The following is a 13,129-nucleotide window of genomic DNA, read 5'->3' on the forward strand; positions in this document are numbered from 1 at the left end:
CAGTTTGTAAAGACCTTGCCTGCAAGGCAAACATTATGACTGCTATGAAATTGTGAAATATTTGATCAGTTGCTTCCGCCTTTACAAACTGGCTATAAAAAGGAAAGTCACAAGTTGCGGCTTCGCCTGAACTTGCGACATGCTTTTAGGGAAGCCAAAGTTCAAAACTTCTACCAATCTGATGTGATTCCTCCTGACGTCGGAATGACGGGAATACAAACATTTTTCCAGCAAGATCAATTTAGAAGGGTAAAGCTCTTTCTTCCAGATAACGAAAAAGCCGGCACTTACCGGCTTTTTATATTTAAAAGCTACCGTTTTAACCGGCTATAAGGGCCAGATAATCGGAACCATTACCAGGATAATAGCTACCAGCAGCAACGTTAGTCCGGAACCAACCCGGATAAAATCGCTGAATTTATACTTACCCGGCCCGTATACCAGAATACAGGCCGGTTCGAAAGGGGTAATGAGAGAAACCGAAGCGGAAAGCATAATGGCAATGGCAAACGTACGGGGGTTTACGTTCAGAGCATTGGCCGTTTCGAGAGCTACCGGTAAAATTACCAACGCCGCTGCCGCATTCGACATGGGCTGGGTTAACAGCACGGTAAGGATCACAAACCCGGCGAGTATGCTAATAATACCGGCTGGTTCCAGAAAATCAACTATTCCATTGGCCAGAAACTGAGCCGCCCCCGAATTATTCATGGCGGCCCCGAAGGCAGTCATCCCACCGATCAATATAAGCAGTCGCCATTCTATGGCCTGGTAAGCTCTTTCGGTGGTAATGCATTTAAACAAAACCGCCAGCACCGTAGCCCCCAGAAAACTTACCGATAGGGGAATAAGCTCCAGGGATCCCAGTAAAATAGCCGCCAGGAAACAACCAAGGGTAATCAGGCCTTTTCGTTTTTTGAAGAGCAGGGGTTGAAATTCATCGAGAATGGCAAAATGCTGGGCACCTCTCAGGTCTGCCAGCCGGTCGGCGTTGCCCTGCACTAAAAGCACATCGCCTAATTGTAAAACCACCTGGTTCAGTTTGGAACGCAACGTTTCGCCCTGGCGGGAAATAGCCAGCACGGCCAACCCATACCTTCGGATAAAATCCGCTTCCCGTACGGTCTGGTTTATTAGCGGCGATTTAACGGTAACCAGCAATTCGGCCAGGCGAATGTCTTTGGTTTCAATATCCGATTCCACCACCACATCGGCCATAATTTCCAAACCTTTTGCTTCCTTTATCCGGATCAGGTCATCGAGGCGGCCTTCTACCAGCACAATATCATTTTCGCGGAGGTGCGTGCGGTAATCGGGCAGGAAGTTCTGAGTACCCCGGATTATGTTGAGGGCGCGGAAGGGCGGTCTGGCCAGCACCGAAGTAAAAACTGTTTCGCCCACCAAAGGCGAATCCGGCATGATCAGGATCTCGGTAATGTATTTCTGAATGTCATATTCTTCGGTCAGGGGACTTACCTTGCTTCGGGCCGGCAGCATTTTTTTACCGATCGTCATCATGTAAACCAGGCTTACCCCAAACAGCACTATACCAACGGTCGTTATTTCGAAAAAGCCTACGGCCGGCATGCCTGATTTCACCAGGAAGCCGCTCACAGCCAAGTTGGTAGAAGTCCCGATAAGCGTGCAGGTTCCGCCTACAATAGAGGCATAGGCCATGGGCATGAGCAGCTTGGAAGAGCTTATTTTAAGTCGCCGCGAAACTCCTACCAGGGGCGTTACGAAAATGGCCGTAACGGTGGTATTGTTCATAAAGCTGGAAATTCCACCGGCAACCACCATTACCACAAACAGCAGCAGGTTGCTTCCTTTGCTGGCCAGCCTTACCAGTTTTCCAATCACAAAGTCGAGAATACCGGTATCTTCCAGGGCTGCGCCCAGCACAAACACACAGGCAATAATAATGATAAAGTCGCTGCTAAAGCCGGCAAAAGCTTCTTGGGGCGTAATGATGCGGGTTACGGTAAGCGCAATCAGCACAATGAGCGTTACCACATCAACGGAGATCTTCTCCGTTGCAAATAAAACAATGGCAATGAAAAGGAGTGTAAGAACTATTGCAATTTCCATACAGGGAGCGAGGTTGGACCGGAAACAAGCGGTTCGGGTTTGAATCCTTGTTTAGCCGGATAAGCCGTTTTTACTCCATTTTAGCAAAAGGGTTAAGCAATAATTCCAGAATAATTTAAAAACGCTATATTTTCTTCAGGCTGTTATATCGAATGGAATACGAAATGGTCCGCGGCCTACTTTAAAACCTTATCCATTGCCTTCAGAATGATGTCGCAAGCGTTTTCAATTTCGGCTTCGGAAATGGTGAGGGGAGGGGCAATACGCATGGAATTGTCACAGAACAGGAACCAGTCAGTAAGTACGCCGTCTAAAATGGCCTGATCGATTACCGGTTTCAGAATCTCAAAACTTTCCATTTCGGCGGCCATCATTAACCCGCAATTCCGGATCTCTTTGATGGCCGGGTGTTTCAATCTGGTTTTAAACAGTTCAGCTTTTTTAGGAACGCCGGCTAATAAATTTTCCTGTTGAATAACTTCCAGCGTAGCCAGCGAAGCGGCACAGCTTACCGGGTGACCGCCAAAAGTAGTCATGTGTCCCAGGATCGGGTTGTTCCGGAAAACGCCCATAATTTCTTCGGAAGAAATGAACGCCCCAATCGGCATGCCGCCGCCCATGCCTTTGGCACACAGCAAAATATCCGGCACTACGTCAAATTGCTCGAACGCCCAGAAAGTACCCGTCCGGCCGAAACCGCACTGAATTTCGTCGAGCACCAGCAAGGTGCCGGTTTGGTTGCAACGTTCGCGCACGGCTTTGAGCCAGTTATTTTCCGCAACTCTAAGACCGGCTTCGCCTTGCACCGTTTCAATGAAGACGGCGGCGGTGCGTTCAGTAATGCGTTCCAGTTCCTCGAAATTGTTGTACCAGATATGGTTTACATCCGGCAACAATGGCCGGTAAGCGCGTTTAAAATCTTCGGAACCCGTCAACGACCAGGAGCCCTGGGTGGACCCGTGGTAGGCATTGTAGCAGGAAATGAGTTCCGTGCGGCCGGTGTATTTTTTAGCCAGTTTCATGGCGCCTTCTACCGCTTCGGAACCCGAATTTACAAAATAGGAAATGCTTAAATTTTCCGGCAGCGTTTTACTGATCGCTTCGGCGAGTTTTACTTGCGGGGCCTGCACGAATTCGCCGTAAACCATTAAGTGCATGTATTTGTCGAGCTGTTGCTGAATGCCTTTTAATACGTGCGGGTGCCGGTGGCCCACGTTGCTTACGCCAATGCCCGAGATCAGATCCAGGTACTTTTCGCCGTTAGCCCCATACATGTACACGCCTTCAGCCTTCTCTATTTCGAGCATCAGCGGAAAATCGGACGTCTGGGCCTGGTGTTTCAGGAAAAGCTGGCGGGAGGTAAGCATGACTTTTAGTTATTAATGATTTGTGAATAGTGATTAGTATTTAATGATTAATGGATAATCATTGGCTAATCACATGCAAAGTTAAGGTAAATACCTGAAGCATTTGATTTGTAGCGTAGGGTTTAAACCCTACGCTACAAATCAAATGCTTCGGCATTCTAATACCGTATTTTTCCTGATCAGAGACTTACGACTTAAGATATTTGTAAAAACAAAAACCGGAAGCTGCAAAGCTTCCGGTTTTAAAATTCGAACAACGAACAACGAACAACGAACAACGAACAACGAACAACGAACAACGAAAAAACGAATTAATCTTCAGCAGGCCCTACTTTGCTTTCGTTTAGTTTCTGCAGCAGCGCTTTGGTGAATTCGCGTTCGCCTTTGTACATGGCTGCCAGTTGGCGGACGGAAATTACTTTCTGAAATTTATCGGCGTATTCCTTGTCCAGGTTCAGTTCTTTCTGGCGGTTATCGAACATCAGGGTCATCTGGTCTTTTATCTGGGCATCGCTCAGCGTTTCCAGGTTCTGCCCTTTGAACGGCCGGCCTTTTTGGCGTAATTCCTTACGTTTGGCGTCGAATTCGTTGTAAAGCGGCCAGAATTTTTGCGCCTGTTCCGGAGTCAGCTTCATTTTATCGGTGAGGAAGGCTGTGCGGGCTGCATCGATTTTTTCGCCGCGTTGGCCGCCGCGTCTGCCTTGCGCCTGGGCAGAAAAAGCTAGTGAAATTAGCGCAAAAAATAAGGTATAAATTCGTAAGGTTTTCATCGGTTTATTAATAAAGATTTTCGATCGGTTCGTCTTCCAGTTCCCTTTGTATTTCGGTATCATTGGCATTAATAAATTCAGCGGTCAGGTTCTGGTCAGCGATGTTCAGGGAAGTTAGATCGGACCGGTCCAGCTGTTCCGATGCCAGCAGATAATTAACGATTTCGGTTTGCGGAACACTGGCCAGAAGATCGACCTGAGGAAATTCAGGAGGCTGGTTCAGCATAAAAACGGTAGCAAAAGCGGCAGCAAACCCGGAACCGGCCAAGGCCAGGCGTAACGGAGCGGGCAGCCAGCTTTTTGCTTCGGAAGTTTCCGGGGAGCTAGCGCTAACGCGCTGCATGATGCGGTTCGGCAACCTGTCGAAGTAGTTCTCCGGCACGTTGTAAACGTTCTCCCGCTTCAGGTCTTCCAGGTTAAAATTCGGTTTCATATTTACTTAGAGGTATTATGTTGGCAAAGGTTTAATCCTTCGTAACGTATTCTTCAATCTTTTTTACGGCCAGGTGGTACGAAGCTTTTAATGCGCCTACGCTCGTTCCCAGAATTTCCGAAATTTCTTCGTACTTCAGATCGTCGTAATATTTCATGTTGAATACCAGGCGTTGCTTATCCGGAAGTTTGAGCAGAGCCTTCTGTAGTTTCAGCTGAATTTCCTCGCCGCTAATTAAATCTGATTGGTCAATTTTAGCCGTCAGTTCCGCCGATACATCGTTAATAGGCAGGAAGAATTTACGTTTTTTGCTTTTCAGGAAGTTCAGGCATTCGTTGGTGGCAATGCGGTAAAGCCAGGTATAAAGCTGGGCATCCTGCCGGAAGTTTTCCAGGTGTTTCCAGACTTTAATGAACGTTTCCTGGGTCAGGTCGTCGGCATCTTCGTGATCGATCACCATTTTGCGGATGTGCCAGTAAACCTTCTGCTGATACTTGCGCACGAGCTGGTTGAAAGCCATGTTGCGGCTTTCTTCTTTCGAGAATTTTTCAAGTATCTCTTTGTCTTCCAAAGGTCGTTGTTTGTTATTCGATGTTCCTTGTTCGGGTTTTTTCTTTGCTTTTTTACCCACCCCTAGCCCCTCCGAGGAGGGGAATTATCAGATAAATTTCAACTAAAGTGAGTTCTATTTTATTTGATCAATACGCATTCCAATTCCCCTCCTCGGAGGGGTTAGGGGTGGGTTCCATCACCAGATAAAACATTCCTGTTAGGCAGCCTTTCATCCCAAAACCGTACCGTCTTACATAAAAAAAGGCTGCCGCTTGTAAGCAACAGCCTTTTTAAAAACTAACAGTAATAATTATTCTTTAATCATTATCCATTAATCATTACTGTTTCCGCGCCATTACCGCTTTTACGGCTTCTACGATAGCGTTTTCGGTCAGGCCGTATTTTTCCATCAGCTGGTCTGGCGTACCGCTTTCGCCGAAGCTGTCGTTTACGCCTACCATTTCCAGCGGAAGCGGCATTTTGCGGGCTAAAAGCTGGGCAATGCTGTCGCCTAAACCGCCGTTGAGCTGGTGCTCTTCGGCAGAAACTACGCAACGTGTTTTGCTTACGCTCTTTAAGATGGCTTCTTCGTCCAAAGGTTTAATCGTGTGGATATTTATTATTTCCGCATCGATGCCCTGTTCTGCTAATAACTTGCCGGCTAAAATTGCTTTCCAAACCAGGTGGCCAGTCGCGAAGATCGAAACGTCTTTGCCTTCGTTCAACATTACCGCTTTGCCAATTTCGAATTTCTGATCGGCAGGAGTGAAGTTAGGCACTACCGGACGGCCAAAACGCAAATAAACCGGACCTTCGTACTCGGCTATGGCCATGGTAGCGGCTTTGGTCTGGTTGAAATCGCAAGGGTTGATCACGGTCATGTGCGGCAGCATTTTCATCATGCCCACATCTTCCAGGATCTGGTGCGTGGCACCATCTTCGCCTAAAGTCAAGCCCGCGTGTGATGCACAGATCTTCACGTTTTTGCCGGAATAGGCCACACTCTGACGGATCTGGTCGTACACGCGGCCGGTAGAGAAGTTGGCAAAGGTACCCGTGAACGGAATTTTACCGCCAATGGTCATACCGGCAGCCAGGCCGATCATGTTGGCTTCGGCAATACCTACCTGGAAAAAGCGCTCCGGAAACTCTTTCTGGAACGCATCCATCTTCAGGGAACCGGTTAAGTCGGCACACAAACCAACTACGTTGGGGTTGGTGCGACCCAGTTCCAGTAAGCCCGCGCCAAATCCGGAACGGGTATCTTTCGATTCGGTGTAAGGAAAATCTTTCATTTTTATGATTTAATGTTTTGAATGCAGGAAAAAGAAAAGGTTCTGGGGGCAGTCCCCCTTTGGAGGGGGGAGGGGGAGGATTTTCTTATCTGTCATTTCGACGTAAGGAGAAATCTCATATTGAATAGAACAAGCCAGAATAATAGCTACTACCAACTGGATGAGATCCCTCCTGACGTCGGGATGACCGGGAAACGTGAAATATCCTCCCCCAACCCCCTCCAAAGGGGGACTTTTATCGAATACCTTTCAACTTCCGCATCGTATCTTTTTTGTTCTTACTTATTTAAAATTCAGGAAAAAAGTCCTGCTACTTGTGTCTTGCTACCTGCTACCAGAATCACTGTCCAAATAACTTCACGGTAGTGGTTTTGCCACTGGTTATGGTGAAATCCTTCGTTTCAGTAAACTTGCTGGCACGGGCGCTTTTGGCGCGGTACACCAGACGATATTTTCCGGGCAGCAGCGGCAGGTTTACTTTGCTGTTGCTTTCCGGCAGGTTGTAGATCCATTTCTGGCTGCCTTCGCCGTCTATCGTGTAAATACTACCGTAGCCCTGGAGTTCAGAAGTTATGTTCAGCAAACCGGGCATCGGGTAGGTTACAATCTTGGTTTCGCCTTGCTTCACTACTACATCGTTTAAATAGTAGCGCGGCAGGGTTAGAAGCTCAATATCGTATTTGCCTGCCAGCAGTTTCTGGGTGGTGCCATACGTAGTCCAAGCCAGGGTCTGGGGCGATCCGTTCTTCCGGATTATGGCCGTAACCGTGCCGTAAGCCGTAGGGGCTTCCTGCCGGAAATTCAGATAACCCTGCGGCGCGGTAACCGAGAAAACATTGTGCTTACCCGCTTTTATCTTCAGGTTTTTCTCTACTATGGCCGGAATCGTATTGATCACCAGGTCATAGTCCAATAACGCGTCGATATCCAGGATGTCGGTTTTGCCGTTGGCGTCGAGGTAGTGCACGTAGTTGTATTCAGGTTCGCCGGTAAGCCGGTTTATGAAGGTCATGTTCACGTTCGTTTCAACCGGTTTGCCTTGTTCGTCTTTCAGTTCTACGCTTACCGTAGTGGTGCTCAAGGCGTTGGTTACCACGTCGTCCAGTACATTTTCGAAGGTTTTAATGTCGGCAGCATTGTAGTATTGGCCCACACATTCGAACTGTTTCTGAAACTCCTCGGTTGCCCCGATCCCAATCACGAAAGGCCGCAAAAAGATCCGTTTTTTCTGTAAGGCTAACGAAGCTTTACACGGATCGCCTTTGCAGCTTTCCAGCCCGTCGGTAATGATGATGATCACGTTCCGAGCATTCGGGTCGGCGGGAAAATCCTTGGCGCTTTGCTCCAGCGAGTAGGTGATAGGGGTGTTGCCTTTGGCGGAAATCGCTTTGATCCGTTTCTTGATCTGTTCTGAATTTCCGGGGGCAAAACCTACTTCCAGCTTGCTGTCGGTACAATTATTTTCGCGGTTCGGAAACTGGTGCCCGTAAACCCGTAGGGCCATTTCCAGATTCTTATGCGTTTTCAGCGAATCCACCATTTTTGTAAGCAACTCTTTGGCCACCGTCATCCGCACGCTGTTTTCCCATTTGGCATTCATGCTGCCCGAACCGTCGAGCAGGAACAGGATGCGGGTTTTCTTGGGTTTGGGCGCGGGCATTTTGCCCTGACCGTAAGCCCAAGAACAGGTGAGAAAGAAAAGGACCAGAAGTAGTTTTAGGGGATTTCGCATAAACGTAATTTAATTTCCGGAATAAATACCTAACGGTTTTTACTTACGTTCCGATACCATTTTTAATTGTGCCGAAGGCGCTGCATGACGGAATTAGTAATCGCCGGCGGTTTCAGCGGCCTGCAATAAAGCCTGCTGCAACTGAGCATCGTTCGGCGCTACGCCGTGCCACTTGTGCGATCCCATCATAAAGTCGATGCCGTAGCCCATTTCGGTGTGCATCAGGATCATGATCGGCTGGCCTTTTCCGGTCAGGCTTTTCGCTTCTTCCAGGGTTGGCAGCAATTCGTCGAAATTATTGCCCTGAGTTTCCAGCACTTTCCAGCCGAAAGCTTCCCATTTTGCCCGGATATTGCCCAAGCTCATTACCGCATCCGTCGGGCCGTCGATCTGCTGACCGTTCACGTCGATGGTGGCAATTAAATTATCTACTTTGTGGTGGTGCGCATACATGGCAGCTTCCCAAACCTGGCCTTCTTCAATTTCGCCGTCGCCCATCAGCACATAAACCAGCTTGTCGTCGTTGTTCAGTTTTTTAGCCTGTGCTGCACCGGTTGCCGCCGATAAGCCTTGACCCAAAGAACCGGAAGCGATACGAATGCCCGGTAAATGTTCGTGGGTTGCCGGGTGGCCTTGTAAGCGGGAGTTCAGCTTGCGGAACGTAGCCAGTTCTTTTACATCGAAGTAACCGGAACGCGCCAATACGCTATACCAAACCGGGGAAATGTGGCCGTTCGAAAGAAAGAAAAGATCTTCGTTTTTGCCATCCATGTCGAAGTCCGGGTTGTGGTCCAGCACTTTAAAGTAAAGGGCTACCAGGTATTCGGTGCAGCCCAGCGAGCCGCCCGGGTGACCGGAGTTTACCGCGTGTACCATCCGCAAAATGTCGCGGCGTACCTGCGAAGCCATCTGCATCAGTTCGTCCGTGTTCTTGTTAAAAGGGTTCATTTATTTTTGAATGATTAATGTTTAATGATTAGTATTTTCAGAAATATAATAGTTCAAAGGTAATTGTTTGTCATGACCTTTTGCTTTTTAGGTCATAAGGTAAAAATACCAATCAAAATCTGGGAAGAACATCTCCATAACAGTAATTAGTAATAAACAAAAGCCAAACAGAATTATAAATCCGATTGAAGCATTTTGATTTTTATCTTCCTTTAATATTTGTTTATAGCTTCTTGTTTTGTCACTAAAAGCATACACAATAAAAGCGCCTGGATAATTAAAAATCCAGACGAAAAAAACAATTAGTATAATCTTAAAAGCTGTCCACATTTGCTTTTCGCCATTGTTGGTGTTTTCACCAACAACTCATTTTTATGCTGCATGTTTATTGTTGAAAACACCAACAACTGCCTCGGACGATTTAAAAGACGCAACGCATTGCGTCTCTATGATCCTAAAATTTAATCGCTTTCCTTTTCATCCTAAAAGTCCTGCTACCTGATACTTGATACTCGATACCAAAACCTATAAAGCCAAAAAGTTGAACCGCGGTTCTCACAGTTCAACTTCTTAGGTTAGCTTTTCAAAATCTGGGCGGCGTGTTTTTTCGTATCCACCTTCGTGATGATCTCTTCTATTTTGCCGTTTTCGTCTATTATAAAGGTGTAGCGCATGGTGCCCATGTATTTGCGGCCGTACATGCTTTTTTCCTGCCACACGTCGTACGCTTCCACTACGCTGTGGTCCGTGTCGGCCAGCAGCGGGAAGGGGAGGTCGTATTTCTCGATAAACTTCCGGTGCTTTTTCTCGTCGTCTACGCTTACGCCTAAAACCACGTAGCCCTGGTTCAGGAGTGCCTCGTAATTGTCGCGGAGGCTGCAGGCCTGGGCGGTGCAGCCGGGGGTATCGTCTTTCGGGTAAAAGTAAAGCACTACTTTCTTTCCCCGGAAATCGCTCAGCTTTATTTCGTTTCCGTTCTGATCTTTCGAGGTAAAATCCGGGGCAATATCACCAGGTTGTAAGGCCATTATTTTTTTCTTTTCTGAAGATTTGAAAATCATTTTCTGATTTTCAAATCTTCAAATTTTCAAATGAACTAGATCTTCGTTTTGTAAACGGCTTCGTTCCCCACGTTATCCTTCACCCGCAAAACCACTTCGCCCGACAAAGGTACTTTTTTATCCAGTTTTTCAGACCATAAAAGCGCTTTTTTATGTTCGTATTTCAGCAGCACGAATTTACCGTTCACTTCCAGGCGGTAAGAGGCAATGCCGGAAAGGTCGTCGCGCACCCGGAACGAAATTACATCTTTGTTTTTGGTCAGCAGTTTAACGGTTGGGGCGGAAGTGTCGGACAGGATCCGGAATTTACCCAGGTTTTTGGTGGTGGCCGTAATGGTATTGCCATCCCATTTTCCGCCTTCAAAGATCCGGCTTTTGCCGTAGCCCAGCGAGTAGACGGAAGCTTTACTCGGATCGGCCGGCATGGTAGTCGGTTTCAGGGTAATTTTAATGGGTTGGAAGAGCGGCGTGTACAAATCGTTTACCGTAAAAATGTCTTTATCAACCGCGGTTTTCAGGTAAAGCGTATCGTAAAGGGAATTCTTGTTGAACACCAGGGCCACATTATTATCGGTATAACTCATTTCCTGGCCGGAAGGCACCAATTGTTTAAAGCCCGGTTTCAGGGAAACCCCACAAAAAACGAGCGAATCCGGGAAGCCGGCGCGCACATCATATAAATAAGTGGTACCGGCAGCCGTGGAATAACTTGGCAGTAAATTATACTTCAGCCGGCCCACAAACATTTCTACGTTGCGCACATGTTTCGCCGTATCGGCGGCCGTGATCTTCAGGATGTTTTCGGATAGTTCGTAATCGATTTGCGGTTTTTTAGGTTTCGGAAAAGCGATCTGCTGAAAAGCCGGTTTTCTGCCTGCAATGGTAAAGCGCAACACCGAGGCATTGTTGTAGGAATCTTTCAGGGTAAGGGCCACTTCGTACGTGCCGTTCGGCTTTATAATGAACCTTCCTTTTTGCACAGCATTGTAAAGGGGCAGGTCGTTGCCATCGTCCAGGTAGCACTTTTCGAACGATTTTCCGGAGCGTTTCAGCGCAGCGTAATTAATGTGCCAGGAAACCTGCCGGCTTTTCTCCAGCGGAATACAATCTACGTAATGCTGGTAGATCGGCTTGCCGTTAATAGCCAGTTCCACCATCTGCACCCCGTTCTTATTCAGCGATTTATCCAAACGGTCGAAGGCGTGTACTTCCAGGCCGATCACGCCGTGCGCATAAACCGTGTCTTTTAGTTTATAGTTATTGCCAACCTTTACCGGCGTAAACTCAAAGCGGCCGAACTGGTCGTTTACCCGGCCATCGATAGAAAGCGCCCTCAGGGCAACCGTGGTAATTTCGGGGGCAGTTTTGTCCTGAATTTCCGGGAATTTGAATTTAAGCACATTGTATTGGTTATCTTTTTCGTCGCGGATCTCAAAGTGCAGGTGCGGGCCGCCGGAGCCGCCGGTATTGCCGGAATACCCGATAATATCGCCTTTCTTGAATTTGAAAATATCCTTTTCCGGTTTCAGGTCCAGTTCAAAGGTCTGGTTTTCATATTGTTTGCGCAACATGTAACTTTCCAGGGGGGCGGCAAATTTTTCAAGGTGGGCATATACCGTAACCAGGCCGTTCGGGTGGGTTAAATGAATAACGTTGCCGTAGCCGAAAGAAGAGGATTTGTACCGGGAAACATACCCATCCGCCGAAGCATAAACCGGCAAACCGGTCACGCCATCGGTCTTGATATCGATGCCGCCATGGAAGTGGCTCGGCCGGATCTCGCCCATACTGCCGGAAAGGAAGTTCTGCTGCCCCGGCTTAATCGGGAACAGGAAATAATCTAGCGGCACATCGGCCGGAATCTGGGCAAAAGCAGCAAAAACGGTACTAAAAAACGCCAGAAAAGCAGAACCAAACTTAAAAAACTTCAAAATAGTGATTTAATATGCTAATGTGAAAATTGTGTTAATGTGCTAATTCTTAATGTGCTAAGATGCTGAGGTGTTAATTTGTAAATGCATAAATGTATAAATAGTAGAGGGTGATGCTTACTTTGAAATTGGCAAGTGAAGAATGAAAGTAAATTTCATATGCAGAAATCTAATCCAATTTTCTTTCCTTTAATTCATTCAGCATTAATAAATTACCACCTTACCAAATTAAGCATTAGCACATTAACACATCAGCACATTAACCCATTATTTTATTTCAAAATCGAGCATCTTTTCATCTTCAATGAAACCTTCCAGACGGTCGCCGATTTGTACGGGGCCAACGCCGGCGGGGGTTCCGGTAAAAATGATGTCGCCTTTTTTCAGGGTGATGTATTTAGAAATGAACGCAATAATGTCGGCAAACGTGTGCAGCATCATGCCGGAATTTCCCTGTTGCCGTACCTGTCCGTTTACTTTTAAGCTGAAATTGATAGCGTTCTGGTCCGGAAAGTCGGAGAGGGGCTTGAATTCTGAAACCGGGGCCGAACCGTTAAACTCTTTGGCCAGCGTCCAGGGCAATCCTTTGGCCTTGGCCTTGGCCTGCAGGTCACGGGCGGTAAAATCCACGCCTAAACCAATGCCATCGTAGTAATTTTGGGCAAACCTGGGCTGAATGTTTTTGCCTTCTTTAGAGATCCGGAGGATGAGTTCTATTTCATGGTGAATGTCCTGGGAAAAGTCCGGAAAGTAGAAAGGCGCATTCTGGCGGAGCAAAGCCGTATCGGGCTTGCTGAAAATTACCGGTTCGTCGGGCGTTTCGTTTTTTAGTTCGGCTATATGTTCGGCGTAATTGCGGCCAATGCAGAGTATTTTCATAAGGATCGGTATTCTTCCTTCAAAATTAAAACAAAAACAGCACAATGGCAGGGTTTCGGCAAAGTCTTTGGTA

At 47.2% G+C, this 13,129-nt stretch carries 11 protein-coding genes; all 11 read right to left on the minus strand.

Features of this window, described 5'->3' with window-relative positions; genetic code table 11:
• Positions 1-327 precede the first annotated feature (327 nt).
• On the minus strand, positions 328-2,088 hold the full coding sequence (locus tag F0P94_RS11935; protein ID WP_150904124.1) for an SLC13 family permease: 1,761 nt from the start codon (positions 2,086-2,088) through the stop codon (positions 328-330).
• A gap of 176 nt (positions 2,089-2,264) precedes the next feature.
• Positions 2,265-3,455, minus strand: coding sequence for an aspartate aminotransferase family protein (locus tag F0P94_RS11940; RefSeq protein ID WP_150904125.1), 1,191 nt, complete (start codon positions 3,453-3,455; stop codon positions 2,265-2,267).
• A 311-nt stretch (positions 3,456-3,766) separates the two neighbouring features.
• Positions 3,767-4,225 (minus strand): condensation domain-containing protein, encoded by a 459-nt coding sequence (locus F0P94_RS11950; RefSeq protein ID WP_150904127.1) that lies wholly within the window; start codon positions 4,223-4,225, stop codon positions 3,767-3,769.
• Positions 4,226-4,232: 7 nt separating this feature from the next.
• Positions 4,233-4,658 carry a hypothetical protein gene (locus F0P94_RS11955; RefSeq protein ID WP_150904128.1) on the minus strand — a complete coding sequence of 142 codons (426 nt, stop codon included), beginning with the start codon at positions 4,656-4,658 and terminating at the stop codon, positions 4,233-4,235.
• Positions 4,659-4,689: 31 nt separating this feature from the next.
• The gene (locus F0P94_RS11960; RefSeq protein WP_150904129.1) at positions 4,690-5,229 is read right to left on the minus strand and encodes an RNA polymerase sigma factor; all 540 of its coding nucleotides are present in this window, start codon (positions 5,227-5,229) and stop codon (positions 4,690-4,692) included.
• A gap of 319 nt (positions 5,230-5,548) precedes the next feature.
• The gene (locus F0P94_RS11965; RefSeq protein ID WP_150904130.1) at positions 5,549-6,505 is read right to left on the minus strand and encodes a transketolase family protein; all 957 of its coding nucleotides are present in this window, start codon (positions 6,503-6,505) and stop codon (positions 5,549-5,551) included.
• Positions 6,506-6,845: 340 nt separating this feature from the next.
• Positions 6,846-8,237 carry a vWA domain-containing protein gene (locus tag F0P94_RS11970; RefSeq protein ID WP_150904131.1) on the minus strand — a complete coding sequence of 464 codons (1,392 nt, stop codon included), beginning with the start codon at positions 8,235-8,237 and terminating at the stop codon, positions 6,846-6,848.
• 93 nt (positions 8,238-8,330) lie between these two features.
• Positions 8,331-9,185, minus strand: coding sequence for a transketolase (locus tag F0P94_RS11975; protein WP_150904132.1), 855 nt, complete (start codon positions 9,183-9,185; stop codon positions 8,331-8,333).
• A gap of 575 nt (positions 9,186-9,760) precedes the next feature.
• Entirely contained in the window at positions 9,761-10,213 is a 453-nt protein-coding gene (gene bcp, locus F0P94_RS11980; protein ID WP_150904133.1) for a thioredoxin-dependent thiol peroxidase, read from the minus strand.
• A 68-nt stretch (positions 10,214-10,281) separates the two neighbouring features.
• The gene (locus tag F0P94_RS11985) at positions 10,282-12,177 is read right to left on the minus strand and encodes a M23 family metallopeptidase (RefSeq protein ID WP_225307196.1); all 1,896 of its coding nucleotides are present in this window, start codon (positions 12,175-12,177) and stop codon (positions 10,282-10,284) included.
• A gap of 267 nt (positions 12,178-12,444) precedes the next feature.
• A complete protein-coding gene (locus tag F0P94_RS11990) occupies positions 12,445-13,056 on the minus strand; it encodes a fumarylacetoacetate hydrolase family protein (RefSeq protein WP_150904134.1) in 612 nt (203 codons plus the stop codon).
• Positions 13,057-13,129: the final 73 nt, after the last annotated feature.

This window comes from Adhaeribacter soli, assembly GCF_008727925.1.
Classification (GTDB): Bacteria; Bacteroidota; Bacteroidia; order Cytophagales; family Hymenobacteraceae; genus Adhaeribacter_A; species Adhaeribacter_A soli.

Coding starts and splice junctions, on each gene's coding strand:
- F0P94_RS11935 (WP_150904124.1), bottom strand. CDS start 2,088: ATGGAAATTGCAATAGTTCTTACACTCCTTTTCATTGCCATTGTTTTA.
- F0P94_RS11940 (WP_150904125.1), bottom strand. CDS start 3,455: ATGCTTACCTCCCGCCAGCTTTTCCTGAAACACCAGGCCCAGACGTCC.
- F0P94_RS11950 (WP_150904127.1), bottom strand. CDS start 4,225: ATGAAAACCTTACGAATTTATACCTTATTTTTTGCGCTAATTTCACTA.
- F0P94_RS11955 (WP_150904128.1), bottom strand. CDS start 4,658: ATGAAACCGAATTTTAACCTGGAAGACCTGAAGCGGGAGAACGTTTAC.
- F0P94_RS11965 (WP_150904130.1), bottom strand. CDS start 6,505: ATGAAAGATTTTCCTTACACCGAATCGAAAGATACCCGTTCCGGATTT.
- F0P94_RS11970 (WP_150904131.1), bottom strand. CDS start 8,237: ATGCGAAATCCCCTAAAACTACTTCTGGTCCTTTTCTTTCTCACCTGT.
- F0P94_RS11975 (WP_150904132.1), bottom strand. CDS start 9,185: ATGAACCCTTTTAACAAGAACACGGACGAACTGATGCAGATGGCTTCG.
- bcp (WP_150904133.1), bottom strand. CDS start 10,213: ATGGCCTTACAACCTGGTGATATTGCCCCGGATTTTACCTCGAAAGAT.
- F0P94_RS11990 (WP_150904134.1), bottom strand. CDS start 13,056: ATGAAAATACTCTGCATTGGCCGCAATTACGCCGAACATATAGCCGAA.